The sequence below is a fragment of the Paracoccus onubensis genome (genome assembly GCF_003591515.1).
Classification (GTDB): domain Bacteria; phylum Pseudomonadota; class Alphaproteobacteria; order Rhodobacterales; family Rhodobacteraceae; genus Paracoccus; species Paracoccus onubensis.
Map to the genome: position 1 here is coordinate 172,703 of NZ_QZCG01000007.1, position 17,188 is coordinate 189,890.

Genomic DNA, 17,188 nt, shown 5'->3' on the forward strand with positions numbered 1-17,188 from the left:
GGAGAGCCTGCGCGATCCTGCGGTCTCATAAATGCGACGGGCAGAGGCCAGAATATCGTCGGTTCACAGGCCGATCCGCCGACAGCCTTTGGCCCGGGCGAAACGGCTGACTGCAGGGACCTGGCTCAGGTAAAATCCGAAACGCTTTATCCGGCCATCAGCCCGGCACGGCCCCGTTTCCAATATGCGGCGGCGAGCGTCTGATTGCGGCCCAGCCCAAGTTCGGACCGCCAGAAGTGGCGGATCGTCAGAGCAGGCCCGGCTTCCGCCGCGAACCAGCCAAAGCTGTCGGCCCGGTCGGGCCAGCCTTCGGTCATGATCCGGCCCGCCAGTTTCTCGCCCGGCGCGCTATTCGGGTCGCGCAACAACCATTCGACGCGGATACCGGTACGGTTGTCGATCGGCTGGCATTCATTGGCAGAGGTGATTTCGATGAACGCGGTGCCAGTCACCGCCGGGGGAAGGGTCTCAAGCAGCCGCGCCAGTGCGGGCAGGCCGGCTTCATCTGCTCCCATGATGAAATGCTGTGCATCGGAATTCAGTGGCCGGCCAAGCGGACCGATCATGCCGACCGGTTCGCCGGGCTGCGCATTCCGCGCCCATGAGGCGCCCGGCCCGTCGCTGTCATGCATGAGCATGTCGATATCGACCCAGCCCGCGGCAGCGTCCATGCGCCGGATCGTGTAAACGCGGGGCAGGGGTCTGCGATCAGGATCGGGCCAGCATGCCAGCCCATCGGTTCCGGCCACTGGCCAGACCGGAGCCGGAACCGCATCCGATGGCAGAAGTAACCGCACATGCATGTTGCCGAAGGCGGCGAAACGATCTAATCCTTCACCGCTCAGACGGATACGGCGCATATGCGGGGTCAGATTGCCCGCCGAGATCACCCGCATCAGCCTGAAGGAATCCAGCCGCCGGTCGTCGGCGCCGTCGCCTTGCCACCGGATCTGCGGCACATCGGTCTTGGCATAAAGCTTGAAGGCGGTGGCCATCAAATCCTTCAGCCGCGCCAACCCGTCGGGATCGGGGGCGCCGCCACACAAGCTGACCTGCCGCCCATCCACGGCGATCTCTGCCCAGCCAAAAGCATAGCGCAGCCGTGTCACTCCGGGCGCGGCGGGTTCGGGTTGTGCCTGAAAGCTGGCCAGTCTGTCGGTGATTGCGTCGATATAGTCGCCATTATTGGGCAGCGTCAGCCTGGCGTGGCAAATCAGCTCGGTCATCGATTGACGCTCCGTTTCTTAACCGCCCAGGCGTTTCGTGAAGGCGACGCGGACGGTGCGGCCCCGGCCCTGATCGACATCCGAACTTGTGGACCAGCCCGACTGAGCGTCGGTATAGGATTTGTCGAACAGGTTATCGATCCCGAAATCGATGCGGAAATCGTCGGTCTCGCGCCAGGTGGCAAAGAGATTGACCAGATCGACCTTGGGATAATAGGTTTCGGAGACCGAGGTGACCCGCGTCACATCGCCAAGATGCTGATATTCGACGCCATATTCCATCCGATCCCCGAATGCGCGCAGACCTAGCCGCGCGGTTACGCTGTCCAGCGGCGTATCCGACAGGGTCAGCCCCTTGTTCTCGCCATCGACCATTCGCGCATTGACGAAGGATGCACCCAGATCGACATAGCCGCGACCGAAATCGTAATTGCCCTCGATTTCGATCCCGTCCAGCTTCGCCTTGCCGACATTTTCATAGCGGGTGACATCGTTCACAAGCGTGGTGTCGATGTAATCCTCGACATCTGAACGGAAGGCCGTAACCTTCGCGCGCAGATAATCGCCCTCCATGAACAGGCCGTTGCGCTGGATATTCGCGCCGATTTCCCAGCTTTTGGCGGTTTCGGGACGCAGAAGCAGGTTCGGTTCATAGCCGCTGCCATGCGAGCCGTTCTTGCGGAAGACTTCTTGCAGATGCGGCGCGCGATAGCCCTCGGAATAGGATGCGAACAGTTGCACCCCCGGCGTGACCTCTGCCCCCAGAGACAGGCGTGGCGACCAGCGGTTGCCGCTAAGCGAAACGTCGCGTTCGGGCGCGTTTTCGGTTTCCTTGCTGCGCCCCTGAAGTTCGTAGCTGTCATAGCGCAGCGAGGCGATCACCTCGAAAATGTCTCGCTTGCCCTGCCATTGCAGCCATGTTCCCCATAATTCCTGACGGCCCCCGCCGAAATGATCGGCATCGGAGCTGCCTTTGATCAGGTTGTAATCGACACCGGCCGACAGGGTTTGGTCCCAGCCCCCGGCCGAGAACCGTGACGAATTCTGCGCCGAAAGCCCATTGCTGATAACCTTGTAGAACCGCGACTCGCCAAGGCTGTCTTCGGGCCAGACCTGAAGTTGCCGATTGTCTGTGCCGACGTGATAGGCTTTGATCTCCAGATCGATCAGGTCATTTTCCTCGGGGTCGAAATTATAGGACAGGCTCAGCGTGTCGGTGGTGGTATCGGCGTCGTAACGGCTGAGCGTCGATGAAGTGGACCCGCTGGATCCCGAGATGACATCGTCATTCTTCTGGCGCATCGCGGTGAATTTCAGTTCATGCCCGGCGACGGGCCGCCAGCTCAGCTTGGCGATTCCCGAATTCAGTCTTTCACCCGTCCAGCGCACTTCGTCGCCATTGCCGTCCTTGTAGGGATCGCGGTCACGATAGTTGAACGAGGCAAGCGCATCGATATCCGTACCCAGACGCGCGGCGGCGGTCGTCGTGCTTCCCCAACCCTCGCCATTCGAGCCATAGCGCAGACGCTGCGTCAGGCTCCAGCGTTCATCATCAAGCAGCAGATCCGAGGCGTCCTTGGTCTCGAATGCCACCACACCGCCGATCCCGCCCGAACCATAGCTGTTCGAGCTTGGTCCGCGGATGACCGTGACCTGCTTGAGCAGATCCGGATCGATATAGAACGAACCCGAACCATGTCCGACGCGCCAGAAATCCTGTCTTGCGCCATCCACGGTGACCACGACGCGGCCCATCTGTTGCAGCCCGCGAATATTGACCGCGACAGAGCTGTCGTCCCCGCTGGGCGTCGCGGCCACGCCCGGCATGCGGCGCAGGATCTCGGCGGCGCTTGCCGGTTGTTGGCGCGACAGCTCTTCACCGCTGACGGTGCTGACACTGGCCAATGCCTCGATGGCGCTGCCTTCGACCCGCGTATCCAGAGTGGTCAGGGTAATGGGGTTCAGGACCAGAGGTTGCGCGGTCGTGATCTGCTGGGCAGTTGCGGAGCCGATAACGATGAATGGAAGCGAGGAACCCAGAAGCAAGGTGCGGACGGACAGGCGAAACATGCGCAAAATCCTTTCCATCCGGTATTCGTAAGATACGACCGAATGGTACTGATCATTCTGATTGTCGGCTTGCTGGATGAATCGCTTGCTGGTTGTAAGCGGATTAGCGATGCTGATTATTATAGTCAAGTAATCGAAGCGGCCTCCGAGGCTTGCGGGGATTCATATCGATGGGTGCCAAGTTGCGGGGGCAGCTTGACGGGGCTATGCGTGCGCGTATGTGCGATCATGTCTTGGTTCACATAAAGTTATACCAGTACCAGACGATTCGGCCGTGCTTATAGCCATTCGGGATGGCAGGTTTTTATTCCTGGAGATTGACCGCTCCGCAGAACGGCACGGCCACACAGTTCGCAAACCTGCACGGTAACGAGCTGATCTGCCGACGCGCTGTCAGACATTTATATTGCTATATGTGAATGAGCGTTCAGGTGAAGGATTCCCGATATGGGCCGCGGCATGAGGGTGTGGCTTGGCGCGGTCGGCCCGCACTGGGAAGCCATCACCAAAGCAGCCGTCCAACCATGCCTCCTGGAAAGTCCGGTTTGCCGGTGCGCTTGGCATCTACGCTTGCACATGTCGGAACCCTCTCCATATTTCCATTACCTCAAGGTGAAGATCCGGAGATATCTATGGGCTATGTAAAGACAGCAATGCTTATGGCGGCGATGACCGCGCTCTTCATGGGTGTGGGTTACCTGATCGGCGGATCGGGAGGCGCGGTCATCGCGCTCGTGGTCGCGGCGGCGATGAACGTTTTTACCTGGTGGAATTCGGACCGCATGGTCCTGCGCATGCATAATGCCCAGCCGGTGACACCCGGTGACCGGATGGGGCTTCATGCCCTGACCGCCGAACTTGCGCGGAATGCGGGCCTGCCCGAACCCAAGGTCTATATGATCGACACGCCGCAGCCCAATGCTTTCGCCACCGGGCGCAACCCCGACAATGCCGCAGTGGCCGTGACGGCGGGCTTGATACACAGCCTGACCCGCGAGGAACTGGCCGGCGTCATCGCCCACGAGCTGGCCCATATCCGCAACCATGACACCGCGATCATGACCGTTACCGCCACCTTCGCCGGTGCAATTTCGATGCTGGCGAATTTCGCGCTCTTTTTCGGCGGATCGCGAGAACGGCTTGGGCTGGTGGGCACGCTTATGATGATGTTCCTCGCCCCGCTCGCCGCGGCGCTGGTGCAGATGGCGATCAGCCGGACGCGGGAATATGCTGCCGACAAGGCCGGGGCCGAAATTTGCGGCCAGCCGCTCTGGCTGGCCTCGGCGCTGGAAAAGATCGCCATGGGCGCAGCCCGGATCGACAACCACGCGGCAGAGCGCAACCCGGCGACAGCGCATATGTTCATCATCAATCCGCTGCATGCGCATAAGCACGACAATCTCTTCGCCACCCATCCTGCAACCGAGAACCGCGTTGCCGCTCTGCGCGCAATGGCAGGGCAACGCCGGCAGCCCCCGGTTACTGCTGATCCGCCCACCTCCGTCAGCCGTATTCCCGTTTCCGGGAAGCGTGGACGAACGGGCCCCTGGACGTGAATCCGTCATGTCGTTCAGCGAACCACGCCGCGATTAAATCGGAATTGCCGGCGGGTTGCTGTTCCCATTGCCGCGCGGGCGTTTCCTTGCAGCTGCTACATGGTTCAATCAGAGCCGCAGCACCAACCGTTTTGACCGTGCGCGAGAGACGCAGACGCACATGAACTCGTTCGTGGCCTGCTCTTCGGGGGATAGCACGGAGTCGCGATGGTCGATCTCGCCGCTGACGACATCGATCATGCAGGAACCGCACAGCCCCTCGGAACAGCCATAATCGACATGGATGCCGTGACCGCGCAGGACTTCAAGGATCGTCTGGTCCTTCGCGACCTGATAGACGGCACCGCTGGATTCGAGCTCGACCTCGAAGATCTCATTGGGTGCGTGCGCCATATCCGCGCTGGCGGCGAAGCGCTCGAAATGGATCGAGCCGCCGCGCAGGCCGGTTCCGGCTTCCAGCACGGCTTGCAGCATCGGTTCGGGGCCGCAGGTATAGACATCGCCACCCGCCGGGATGGACTGCATCACCGTCGGGAAATCAAAAAATCCATCTTCGTCGTCGCAATGCAGGTGATACCATTCCTCTAGCCCAAGACTGCGGAACTGCGTATCGAGCGCCGCATAATCGCGCGAACGTACGAGGTAATAGACCCGAAAATCCGCCCGGCTGTTCAGCAGGTAACGCGCCATGGCATAGATCGGCGTTGCGCCGATGCCGCCGGCGATCAGGGTGATGTGATTTGCCGTCTCCTGTAGAGTGAAATGGTTGCGCGGGCTGCCGATCTCGATCTCGGTCCCTTCGCTCAGGGCATGCATCGCTTGTGATCCGCCCCGGCCATCGGCCTCGAGCTTGACGGCGACATTCAACCATTTGCCGGCATGATCCCAGTTCCAGATCGAATATTGCCGGATCAGGTCGCGGTCCAGATGAAGATCGACATGTGCCCCGGGTTCCAGCCCGGTGAACCTGCCTTCGGAGAGTTCGAACCGGAAATCGACGGTATCGGGGCTCAGTCGCGTCTTGCAGGTCAGGCGGGCGCGTTGCGTGTCCATTCAGATCTCCTCTCTGCTTTCTCAGGCGGCCCGTCTTCGGCACCTCGCGCGGCAATATGTCATGCAGAGGGAATGCCTGGTTTGCGCATGCGGCGTGACATGGCGTTTCCCAACGCTATCTTATGCTTTTCGATGAGGAAAAGCCTCGCCTTCAACGGCAAAAAAACTCATGATAGGTTGAGATGAATTAAACCCAGCTTCAAGGCGAGGTAGAAGCCATGTCACGCCGCTATTATCATCTCCCGCCGTTGACCACGCTCGGGGCCTTCGAGACCGCCGCGCGGCATCTTAGTTTCAAGGATGCCGCGCAGGAATTGTCTGTCACGCCGGGGGCTGTGAGTCACCAGATCAAGGCGCTTGAAGGCGAACTTGGCACCTTGCTGTTCCGCCGCAAGCATCGCGGTGTCGAGCTGACCGAGGATGGCGAGAGCCTGTATGAAAGCCTCGCCTCCAGCTTTGCCAAGATCTCGCAATGCCTCAAGAACCTGCAGGAGCGGAGCAGCGGCAACAGGGTCACGGTCGGCTCCACCTCTGCGGTGGCGACGCTGTGGCTGTCGCCAGCATTGGTGCGCTTCTGGCGCGCGCATCCCGAAGTCGATGTCAACCAGAGCATCCAGGACGAACAGTCACTGAACACACCCGAAATCGATCTTTATATCCGCTATGGCCGCGGCGCGGATCCGCATATGACGCAAACCGAGTTGTTCCGCGATCATCTGGCACCCGTCACCAGTCCGGAAGCTGCCGAAAGGCTTGGCGGATGCAAGCTTGCGGAACTGGCGCAGCAACGCCTCATTCATCTGGAATCCAGCAACAAGAACTGGACGACATGGCATGAATGGTTTCAGCGGATGGGTTATGACGGGCCGATTTCCTCGGGTATCAGGGTGAACAATTATGCGGTTGCCTTGCAGGTGGCACAGGATGGGGCGGGCCTCGCCCTTGGCTGGCTGCGTCTCATACGGCCACTGATGACTGCGGGACAGCTGGCTTCGATTGCGCCGCATATGATCTCTGCGCCGAACCGCTTCTACCTTGCCGGGCGCCCGGACGAGGAACTGTCAGAGGCCGCGCTTAGTCTGAAAAGCTGGATCATGCAGGAGCTGGAAAATCCTACGGATGAGTTGAGCTAATGCCAGGTTGAAGTTTTCTGCTATTGAGAAAGCCCCCCGCTTCGCATCATTTTCCGCCTCATCACCCGGCGAGGAGGTTTTCGGATGAATATGCAAAGCTCTCTCAGTGCTGTCATGAGCTCGATCAACACGGCCAATGGCCTTCCGAACGGGCATTATATCGACCCGGCGGTTTTCGCCGAGGAGAAGCGCTCGGTCCTGTTCGCCAACTGGTCGGGTATCGGCTTCGGTAAGGACATTCCCGAAACAGGCGATGCGAAGCCGGTCGATTTTCTGGGCATGCCGCTTCTGATGGTCCGCGACCGCGACGGCTCCATCGGTGTGTTCCAGAACACCTGCCGCCATCGCGGCATGATCCTGATCGAGACCGCGCAAAAGATCCGTGGCGCGATCCGCTGCCCCTATCACAGCTGGTGCTACGGATTGAACGGCGAGTTGCGCACCACGCCGCATGTCGGCGGACCGGGGCGGAACACGCATGAGGATATCGATGTCAGCACGCTGGGGCTGATCCGCATCCGTTCTTATGTCTGGCGTGACGTGATCTTCGTGAACGTGGACGGGAATGCCCCCGATTTCGAGGAGATGCATGGCGACCTGATGGAACGCTGGAAAGAATTCGACCAGCCGGTCCATCACGGCGGCGAGTGGTCGTCGCTGCGTCTCGAGGTCAAGTCGAACTGGAAGCTGGCGGTCGAGAATTACTGCGAAAGCTATCACCTGCCATGGGTCCATCCCGGGCTGAACAGCTATTCGCGGCTAGAAGATCACTACAATATCCAGGAGCCCGGCAAATATTCGGGGCAGGGCACTCTCGTCTATCGTCAACTGCGGGACGAGAATGACATGATGCTGCCCGATTTCGCGGGTCTCAGCGAAAAATGGGATACCGGGGCCGAATATATCGCCGTCTATCCCAATGTCCTGCTGGGTGTGCAGCGCGACCATGCCTTTGCCATTGTGCTGGAGCCGGTGGATTGCGAGCACACGATCGAGCATATCGAACTTTATTATTCCAAACCCACCGAGACCACGCATGAGCTTGACAGCCTGCGCGGCTCGAACGCGCAGCTTTGGAAAACGGTGTTCGAAGAGGATATCTTCGTCGTTGAGGGCATGCAGAAGGGTCGGCACGGGGAATTGTTCGACGGCGGACGCTTCTCGCCGGTGATGGATGGTCCGACGCATAATTTCCATCACTGGGTGGCAATGCAGATCGAAAGGGGCCGCGCGGCATGAGCCCATTCATCGCCGACGGTCTGGCGCGGAATTTCATTGCCGGGGAATGGGCTGAAGGGGATGGCGGCGCGGTGATCGCCGTCGCCGATCCCGGCAGCGAGGAACATATCGCCGATTGCGCGCAAGCCGGTGAGCAAAACCTTGCCCGCGCCCTCGACGCTGCCCGCGCCACGTTCGAGCGGGGCGATCTGGCCGATATGAAACCCGCCGCCCGTGCCCGGCTGATGATGCGGATCGCGGGTGAAATCCGCGGGATCGCTGCGGAAGGCGCGGATATCCTCTGCCGCGAAAGCGGCAAGACGCTGGCCGCCGCACAGGACGAGTTCGAGGAGGCCGCGCAGTATTTCGAGTATTACGGTGGCGTGGCCGACAAGATCGAGGGCAAGTCGATCCCGCTTGGCCCGGATTACGCCGATTACACGGTTTACGAGCCCTATGGCGTGTCGGCCCAGATCGTGCCGTGGAATTTCCCGGTCTCGATCGCGGCCCGTTCGCTGGCCCCGGCCCTGGCGGCGGGCAACTCGGTGATCGTGAAATCGCCCGAACTTGACCCCATCGCTTTGGCCATGCTGGGCCTGGCCTTCGAACGCGCCGATCTTCCAGCGGGTGCGGTGTCGATCCTGAACGGGATCGGGCGGGATATCGGCGCGAAACTGGTGCAATCGGCGCAGGTCGACCAGATCGTGTTCACCGGCTCGGTCTCCACGGGTCAGTCGATCCTGCGGGATGCGGCCGGCCCGGTCACGCCGAGCCTGATGGAACTGGGCGGCAAATCCGCAGCGGTGGTCTTCGAGGATTGCGATCTCGATACCCTGATCGCCAGCATCCGGAGTGGTATCTTCTTCAATGCCGGACAGGTCTGCTCGGCCATGTCGCGGGTTCTGGTGCATCGCTCGGTCTATGAGCAGGTGGTCGAACGCGCGGCGGAGATGGCGGGCGGATTGTCCGTCGGGCACGGGCTGGGCAACCCGGATCATACGCCGGTCATTTCGGCAGGGCAGTTGCAGACCGTCGAAGAGATCACCTCTACCGCCCGCCAGCATGGAGCACGCGTGGCCACCGGCGGGGCGCGGCTGCAGCGTCAGGGATATTTCATGGCGCCGACAATCCTCGCCGATGTCGATCCGGCCAGCCCTGTCGCGCAAGAGGAAATCTTCGGCCCGGTCGCCTGCATGACGCCCTTCGATACTGAAGCCGAGGCTGTCGCGATGGCGAATGGCACCGAATTCGGGCTGGTCGCCGGGATTTTCACCCGCGATCTGGTCCGGGCGCATCGGGTGGCGCGCAGGCTGCGGGCCGGGCAGGTCTTCGTCAATGAATGGTTCGCGGGCGGCATCTCCACCCCCTTTGGCGGTGTCGGTAAATCCGGCTTTGGCCGCGAGAAGGGGCTGGAGGCACTTTATAATTATGTCCGCACCAAGAATATCGCGATTTCGCTGAAAGGGTAACGATGGATCTGGCTGCACTCGACCGGGAGCTGCTCAGGGCGCATGCCCGGGGCGATACGGAGGCGCTTGTCCATCTCTACACGCGGGCCGGCGAAGAGCGCGAACGGGCGCAGGATATCGACGCCGCCTGTTTTTATCTGACCCATGCCTTCGTCTTCGCATTGGAGGCAGGGGCGCCAGAAGCGGACAATCTGAACAAGCGGCTTTACGAAAGGGGCCGTGCCCATCGCCTGACATTCTGAGACGCAGGCCATCTATTTCAAGACAACCGGGACCGGGGCGGCCAGCAAACCGCTCTGTCCTGTCACACAACAAGACACGCGAGGGATTGATGCGGACGGAAGCGCAAGCGGTAGTGATCGGCGGGGGTGTGATCGGCTGTTCGATCCTTTATCATCTGACCAAGCTGGGCTGGTCGGATGTCGTTCTGCTGGAACGGGACGAATTGACCAGCGGCAGCACATGGCACGCGGCGGCGAATATCCACGGGTTGCATGACAGCACCAATATCAGCCGCATCCAGCATTACACGATGAAGCTCTACAAGGAGCTGGAGGCCGAGACGGGGCAGAGCTGTGGCGTATTCCAGCCCGGTTCGCTGTACTTGGCGCAGACCGAGGCGCGTGAACATCAACTGCGCCTGCAGGCCGCGAAGGCGAAACTTTACGGCATGAATTTCTACGAGATCAGCATCGAAAAGGCCCGTGAGCTGAACCCGCTGGTCAATTTCGACGGCATCCGCTGCGTCATGTATGAACCCGAGGGCGGCAATGTCGATCCTTCGGGGGTGACCAATGCCTATGCGGTAGGTGCGCGCCAGCGGGGCGCCGGGATCCACCGCTTCACCCCGGTGACGGCGACCGATCAACAGCCGGATGGAAGCTGGATCATCCGCACGCCCAGAGGCGACATCCGAACGAAATGGGTGGTGAACGCGGCGGGGCTGTGGGGGCGCGAGGTGGCGGCTCTGGCCGGGATAGAACTGCCCCTGCAGCCGACCGAGCATCAGTATTTCGTCACCGAGACCATGGCGGATATCGATGGCATGGACCGCCGGCTGCCCTCGGTCAGCGATCGCGACGGGGAATATTACCTGCGGCAGGAGGGCAAGGGCCTGCTGGTCGGTGCCTATGAACGTGACATGCGGTTCTGGGCCGAGGAGGGCACGCCACTGGATTTCGCCCATGACCTGTTCCCCGACGATCTGGAGCGTATCGAGGAGAACCTGATGAACGCCATTACCCGCGTCCCGGCGCTGGGCGAAGCCGGGATCAAGCGCGGCATCAACGGGCCAATGATCTGGTCGCCGGACGGGAATGTGCTGATGGGGCCGGTGCCGGAACTGGAGGGCTATTTCTGCTGCAACGGCATCATCCCCGGCTTCAGCCAGTCCGGCGGCATGGGGCTGATGGCGGCGCAATGGATCATCGAGGGCGAGACCGAATACGACATGTTCGCCTGGGATATGGCGCGTTTCGACCGCTGGACCACGAAGGAGTTCACCCGGGCGCGGGTGCGGGACCAGTATGCGCATCGCTTTGCCATCCATTTCCCCGGCGAAGAGCGCAGCGCGGGCCGTCCGGCACGCACCCGCCCGGTCTATGAGACACAGCGAAATATGGGTGCTGTCTTCGGCCTGAACGCCGGATGGGAGCATCCGCTGTGGTTCGCCGACGCGCCGGGTGCCACCGAGACCAATGGCTTCACGCGGCAGAACTGGTGGGAGCCGGTGGGTCGCGAATGCCGGATGCTGCGCGAGCGGGCGGGGATCATCGATATCTCGAATTTCGCCAAATATCGCTGCAAGGGACCGGGGGCCGAGGATTGGCTGAACGCGGTCTTCGCCAACACCATGCCGAAGGCGGTGGGGCGCTCCTGCCTGACGCCGCTGATCGGCAGGCGGGGCGGGATCGCGGGCGATTTCACCGTGACCCGGCTGGCCGGGGACGAGTTCCGGATCATCGGATCGGGTATGGCTGAACGCTATCACAAGCGTTTCTTCAAGCAGGTGCCGCTGCCCGAAGGCACGGAATTCACCTCGCTGACCGAGGCGGTCTGCGGCTTCAATATCGCCGGACCTGAATCGCGGGCGTTGTTGCAAAGCCTGACCGATGCTTCGCTGGCGAGCGAGGACTTTTCCTTCATGCGTTCGCAGCGGATCATCCTCGCGGGGGTGGATTTGCTGGCGCTGCGGGTGTCCTTCACCGGCGATCTGGGCTGGGAACTGCATTGCCGGGTCGAGGATCAGGCGCGGCTTTACGATGCTTTGCTGGAGGCGGGGCGCGGCGTCGGCGCCGGTCCTGTGGGCAGCCGGGCGCTGATGTCGCTGCGCATCGAGAAGGGCTACGGCTCATGGGGGCGTGAATACAGCCCGGAATACTGGCCGCAGGAGGTGGGGCTCGACCGGCTGTGCAAGATGGACAAGGCTTTCCTTAACAGGGACACCGTGGCCGGCGTGCTGGACAGACCCGCCCGCGAGCATCTGGTGATGCTGCATCTTCATGAGGCGGATGTGAGCGCATCCAACGCCGATGCCACCGGGGGCGAGCCGATCTTCAGGGATGGCAAAGGTGTCGGTCGGGTGACTTCAGGGGGTTACGGTTATTCCGTCGGAATGTCGCTGGCGCTGGGCTATGTGACCGGGGCCGAGCCGGGAGATACCGTCGAGGTCATGGTGCTGGGCAGGCCGCATCGCGCCACGATCCTGAAAGAGCCACCATTCGATCCCCGGGGGAAAAGACTGAGAGGGTAACCAGTAGGTCGGGAGAGGAGCAGATCCGAGACCCGATAATTTTACAGAGGAGGAGAATAACGCATGTCCGCAATCAAACCGCCATTCACGGATATAGATATCCGGACGGCGCCGCAGGGGTTCTACGAGGGCTGTTCGCTGCCGATCACGCTGGCGTCGAAGATCGGGATATCGCTGTTGACGGCCTGGGCGCTGTTATGGCCGGGTACTGCCGATGCGATCCTATCTGCAGTGAATACCGATATTCTGGATGTCTTCAATACATTCTATGTGCTTTCGGTAGGGCTGTTCGCGTGGTTCCTGCTGATCATCGCCGTCATTCCGTCATCCGGCCGGCGCCGGTTGGGGGCGCCGGGCGAGAAGCCGGAATTCTCGACATTCTCCTGGTTCGCGATGATGTTCGGGGCCGGGCTGGGTGTCGGGCTGATGGTCTATGCAACCGCTGAACCGATCGGGCTGTGGGGTTCGAACCCCGAAATCATCATGGGCAATGTCGAGCCCCTGACCGAAGGCGCGATCCGGTCGGCCTATCGCTACAGCTTCATGCATTACGGGCTGCAAGCCTGGGCGATCTATGTCGTGACCGGGCTGTGTCTGGCCTATTATTCCTATACGCGGGGCATGCCGCTGACGATCCGCTCGGCTCTGACGCCGATCTTCGGCCAGCATCTGAACGGTGCGGTCGGACATGTCGTTGATGTGCTGGGCGTAGTGGCTACGATTCTGGGCGTAGCCGTCACTATTGGCTTCGGCATCAGCCAGCTCGTCGAGGGCGTCTATTCGATTTCCGGCATGGAATGGCTGCTGCAGCCGGGCGTAGATGGCGGCGCGCCGACACCTTCGACGGTCGGGCTGATCGTGGCGCTGGTGGTGGTGATGGGGCTGTCGACACTTTCAGCTGTGTCCGGCGTCGGGCGCGGGGTGAAGTATCTTTCGAACCTGAATCTCGTGCTGTCCTGCATGTTGCTGCTGATTTTCGTGGTGTTCGGCTCGTTCCTCTTCGCCATGACGACCTATGGCAGCGCGCTGGTGGATTACCTGCTCAACTTCCCGGCACTGTCCTTTGAAGCCTATTCCACGAATACCGAGCTGGGGCAGTGGCAATCGGGTTGGACGACCTTCTACTGGGCCTGGTGGATCGCCTTCTCGCCCTTCGTGGGTTTGTTCCTCGCGCGGATTTCCAGGGGCCGAACGATCCGTGAATTCATCCTGGGCGCGGTAATCGCGCCGTCGCTGGTCTGCTTCGCCTGGTTCACGATCCTTGGCGGCACGGCCGTCGATCTGGAGCTGCAGGGCGTGGCGCAGAACGCGATCATCGACGCCTCGCTGACCAACAAGCTGTTTGCGACGCTGCAATTCATCGTCTCCGATCAGCTCTACGGTGTGGTCGCGGTGATGTGCGTTGTGCTGATCCTGACCTTTCTCGTCACTTCGGCGGATTCGGGGCTGCTGGTGATCAACACCATCATGGCGGGCGGCTCGGTCGATACCGGGGTTCGGCACCGGATCATCTGGGGTGTGTTGCTGACGCTGGTGATCGCGGCGCTGATCATCGCCGGAGGAGGTGGGCTGATGGCGCTGCAGAACGCGATGATCATCGGTGCATTGCCGTTCACCTTCGTCATGGTGGCGATGTGCGTCTCGCTCGCCAAGGCGCTTTATCGCGACTATCGGCGCGATCGGATCGAGGGTGGCGATGATATGGAACCGGCCAGGGGCTGAGATGGACGGTAATGACAACAGGATGGGGCGCTTGTCGAGCGCCCCTTTCTCATCGCCGAAGACCATAAAGCTATGCGGTTGAGGCATGTTCGATATTGACATGTAAAACGTTCGTTCTACAGTGCGGATATGAGTGATACAGCCACTGAAGATACAGCCACCGAAATAGCCCGCCGCCTGAGCGGAACTTTCGCGAAATCGGGATTTGCCGCGCCCAGTGTCGATGATCTGCGAAACGCGGCGCAGGTCTCGCTACGCACGCTTTACAAATATTATCCCAGCCGGGAAGCCATGGTTGTCGGCGCCCTGAGATATCGCCATGATCTCTATCTCGAATGGATTTCGGGCGGTGCCGGGGAGGGGCAGGGACATGTGCTCCACATCTTCGAACGGCTCGGGGAATGGTTCGGTCAGGGCGGCACGAATGGCTGCCTGTTCCTGAACGCGCTTGCAGCCCATCCGAACAGCCGGGAGGTGCGCGAGACCGTTGCCGAGCACAAGAGCTGCATCAAAACCGAGTTTCTCCGGCGTCTGGTCAGGATCTCGCCGGACAGGAAAAACGACGATCCCGCCGAGGTTTTGTTCCTTATCCATGAGGGGCAGACCGAGGCGGCCATGACTCAGGATCCGGCCAAGGCGACCCGGGCCGCGTTGCGTTCGGCGGAGATACTTCTGACCAAGGAGGGGATTCCTGCATGAATCCGGAAACGATGCATGCCGTGCAGCTGACAGGCCATGGCGGTCTGGATCGACTTGTTTATCGTGACGATGTTCCGGTGCCCCGTCCGGGCGAAGGGCAGGTTCTGATCCGGGTCGCAGCGGCGGGTATGAACAACACCGATATCAATACCCGCATCGGCTGGTACTCCAAGGCGGTGCGCGCCGATACCGAAACAGGCGGAGCGGGCGGATTTCAGGCCGTCAACGATGACGATGCCAGTTGGTCCGGGATTCCGCTTGAATTCCCGCGCATTCAGGGGGCCGATGTCTGCGGCCATATCGTCATGGTAGGGGATGGCGTTGACCCGGCGCGGATCGGTGAGCGGGTGCTGGTCCAGACCATGCAGCCCTTGCGGGAGGTCGGGCCGTTCCACTGCATTACCTTCGGATCGGAATGCGACGGTGGTTTCGCGCAATTCGCGGTGGCGCATTCGGAATTCACCCATAAAGTCGATTGCGATTGGACCGATGCCGAACTGGCCTCGATGCCCTGCGCTTACTCGACGGCCGAGAACATGCTGCACCGGGTTCAGCTTGGGCCCGAGCGGGTGCTGATCACCGGCGCGTCGGGCGGTGTCGGCTCTGCCGCGGTGCAGCTTGCCAGGCGGCGCGGTGCCACGGTCACGGCTGTTGCCTCGAAGGCGAAGGCGGGCGAGGTGGCGGCCCTTGGGGCCGATCGGGTCCTTGATCGCAATGATGATCTCGTGAAGGCGCTTGGACGGGAAACGGTGGATGTCGTCGTCGATCTCGTGGGCGGAGCGCAATGGCCCGGCCTACTGGAAGTGCTCTGCCGCGGCGGCCGCTATGTCACCGCCGGTGCGATTGCCGGGCCGATGGCCGAGCTCGACCTGCGGACGCTGTATCTCAAGGATCTGACCCTGTTCGGCTCTACCTGGCAGGACGAGGGCGTTTTCCCGGATCTGGTGTCCTATATCGAGAATGACGAGATCCGGCCACTCGTGGCCCGGACCTATCCGCTGAAGGATATCGCGACGGCGCAGGAGGATTTCCTGGCCAAGAAACATACCGGGAAGCTGGTGCTGGTGCCGCCGGATGTCGTGGAGCGATGATCATACTTTCCCAAGGCACGATGCCGGTCACCTGAAGAGACATACATGAAAATCGCCAGAATAGACCTCTATGCCGTCGAGCTTCCCTATTCCGGGGGCATTTATCGGCTGTCCTCGGGCCGGACATATACCGGCTTCGATGCCTCCATCGTCTGTGTGACAAGCGATACCGGGCTGGAGGGCTGGGGCGAATCCACGCCCTTTGGCTCGACCTATATCGCGGCCCATGGCGCCGGGGCCCGCGCTGGGATCGTCGAGATCGCCCCGCATCTGCTTGGCCGCGATCCCCGTGCGGTGGACCGTATCAACGACGCGATGGACGAGGCGCTTGTGGGCCACAACCACGCCAAGGCCGCCATCGACATCGCCTGCTGGGACCTGTTCGGGAAATCCGTGGACATGCCCGTTTGCGAATTGCTCGGTGGCAGCACCGGCCAGCCTCTGCCCACGATCTCGTCGATCTATGCGGGCACGCCCGATGACATGCGCGCCCGCGTGGCCAAGCATCGCGCCAAGGGCTATATGGGGCATTCGATCAAGATCGGTGCCAGCGAGGCCGAAGGCGGCCCGCAACTGGACGCCGAACGTATTGCGGCCAGTCTTGCAGACCGGCAGCCGGGAGAATTCTTTCTCGTCGATGCCAATGGCGGACTGACACCTGAAACGGCACTCCGGATGCTGCGGCTGTTACCTGCAGGGCTTGACTTCGTGCTGGAAGCGCCCTGCGCCTCGTGGCGCGAGACGAAAAGCCTGCGAGCGCGGTGTAATGTGCCGATCATGATCGACGAACTGGCACAGCAGGACGCGGATATCGCGATGATCGCCGCCGGGGATCTGGCCGATGGGATCGGGCTGAAAATTTCCAAGGCGGGCGGCCTGACCCATGCGCGCCGTCATCGCGACATTTGCCGCGCGGCGGGCCTGACCATGACGGTGCAGGACACCGTCGGCTCTGCGATCGCTTTTGCGGGCATCATTCATATGGGCGCGACTGTGCCAACATCGCTGCTTCGCTGTGTGCTTGATACCCGCGATATGGTTGCGGTCGAGACCGCCGATATCGACGCTCCGGTCAGGGATGGTGGCGTATTGCCACCCCGGGCGCCGGGTCTGGGCATCAACGTGCAACAGGAGGTGCTGGGCGATCCGGTTGCGAGTTGGGCCGTTTGACGGGCCGCCGGCGATCAATCGCAAAACCC

Annotated in this window: 13 protein-coding genes; 10 read left to right on the forward strand and 3 right to left on the reverse strand. The window is 61.4% G+C overall.

Translation table 11 applies throughout. The features are described from left to right. Positions 1–146: 146 nt before the first annotated feature. Together D3P04_RS11750 and D3P04_RS11755 are read right to left on the reverse strand one after the other, a co-directional pair. Entirely contained in the window at positions 147–1,226 is a 1,080-nt protein-coding gene (locus D3P04_RS11750) for a siderophore-interacting protein (RefSeq protein ID WP_119749052.1), read from the reverse strand. 18 nt (positions 1,227–1,244) lie between these two features. Beyond that, positions 1,245–3,296 (reverse strand): TonB-dependent hemoglobin/transferrin/lactoferrin family receptor, encoded by a 2,052-nt coding sequence (locus tag D3P04_RS11755; RefSeq protein WP_119749054.1) that lies wholly within the window; start codon positions 3,294–3,296, stop codon positions 1,245–1,247. A gap of 632 nt (positions 3,297–3,928) precedes the next feature. Between D3P04_RS11755 and htpX the strand changes: the two genes are divergently transcribed. Next, positions 3,929–4,852: a zinc metalloprotease HtpX gene (htpX, locus tag D3P04_RS11760; protein ID WP_119749056.1), complete on the forward strand. Its 924-nt coding sequence runs from the start codon at positions 3,929–3,931 to the stop codon at positions 4,850–4,852. Between the two features lie 108 nt (positions 4,853–4,960). Here htpX and D3P04_RS11765 read toward each other — a convergent pair whose 3' ends face one another. Continuing rightward, positions 4,961–5,905 (reverse strand): PDR/VanB family oxidoreductase, encoded by a 945-nt coding sequence (locus tag D3P04_RS11765; protein ID WP_119749058.1) that lies wholly within the window; start codon positions 5,903–5,905, stop codon positions 4,961–4,963. Positions 5,906–6,123: 218 nt separating this feature from the next. Between D3P04_RS11765 and D3P04_RS11770 the strand changes: the two genes are divergently transcribed. From D3P04_RS11770 to D3P04_RS11810, 9 genes are all read left to right on the forward strand, one after another. Then, positions 6,124–7,038 carry a LysR substrate-binding domain-containing protein gene (locus D3P04_RS11770; RefSeq protein WP_119749060.1) on the forward strand — a complete coding sequence of 305 codons (915 nt, stop codon included), beginning with the start codon at positions 6,124–6,126 and terminating at the stop codon, positions 7,036–7,038. Positions 7,039–7,122: 84 nt separating this feature from the next. Beyond that, positions 7,123–8,277 (forward strand): aromatic ring-hydroxylating oxygenase subunit alpha, encoded by a 1,155-nt coding sequence (locus D3P04_RS11775; protein WP_119749062.1) that lies wholly within the window; start codon positions 7,123–7,125, stop codon positions 8,275–8,277. Further along, positions 8,274–9,725, forward strand: a complete 1,452-nt coding sequence (locus tag D3P04_RS11780; protein ID WP_119749064.1) for an aldehyde dehydrogenase family protein — start codon at positions 8,274–8,276, stop codon at positions 9,723–9,725. Before D3P04_RS11775 ends, D3P04_RS11780 begins: the two co-directional genes overlap by 4 nt. Positions 9,726–9,727: 2 nt before the next feature. Beyond that, complete coding sequence (locus tag D3P04_RS11785; RefSeq protein WP_119749066.1) at positions 9,728–9,967, forward strand: hypothetical protein; 240 nt, start codon at positions 9,728–9,730, stop codon at positions 9,965–9,967. Positions 9,968–10,056: 89 nt separating this feature from the next. Next, positions 10,057–12,477 (forward strand): GcvT family protein, encoded by a 2,421-nt coding sequence (locus tag D3P04_RS11790; RefSeq protein WP_119749068.1) that lies wholly within the window; start codon positions 10,057–10,059, stop codon positions 12,475–12,477. A gap of 63 nt (positions 12,478–12,540) precedes the next feature. Next, on the forward strand, positions 12,541–14,199 hold the full coding sequence (locus D3P04_RS11795) for a BCCT family transporter (protein WP_119749070.1): 1,659 nt from the start codon (positions 12,541–12,543) through the stop codon (positions 14,197–14,199). A 129-nt stretch (positions 14,200–14,328) separates the two neighbouring features. Next, a complete protein-coding gene (locus D3P04_RS11800) occupies positions 14,329–14,898 on the forward strand; it encodes a TetR/AcrR family transcriptional regulator (RefSeq protein ID WP_119749071.1) in 570 nt (189 codons plus the stop codon). Continuing rightward, the gene (locus D3P04_RS11805) at positions 14,895–15,989 is read left to right on the forward strand and encodes an alcohol dehydrogenase family protein (protein ID WP_220475317.1); all 1,095 of its coding nucleotides are present in this window, start codon (positions 14,895–14,897) and stop codon (positions 15,987–15,989) included. Before D3P04_RS11800 ends, D3P04_RS11805 begins: the two co-directional genes overlap by 4 nt. A 45-nt stretch (positions 15,990–16,034) precedes the next feature. Next, positions 16,035–17,159 (forward strand): mandelate racemase/muconate lactonizing enzyme family protein, encoded by a 1,125-nt coding sequence (locus D3P04_RS11810; RefSeq protein ID WP_119749073.1) that lies wholly within the window; start codon positions 16,035–16,037, stop codon positions 17,157–17,159. Positions 17,160–17,188: the final 29 nt, after the last annotated feature.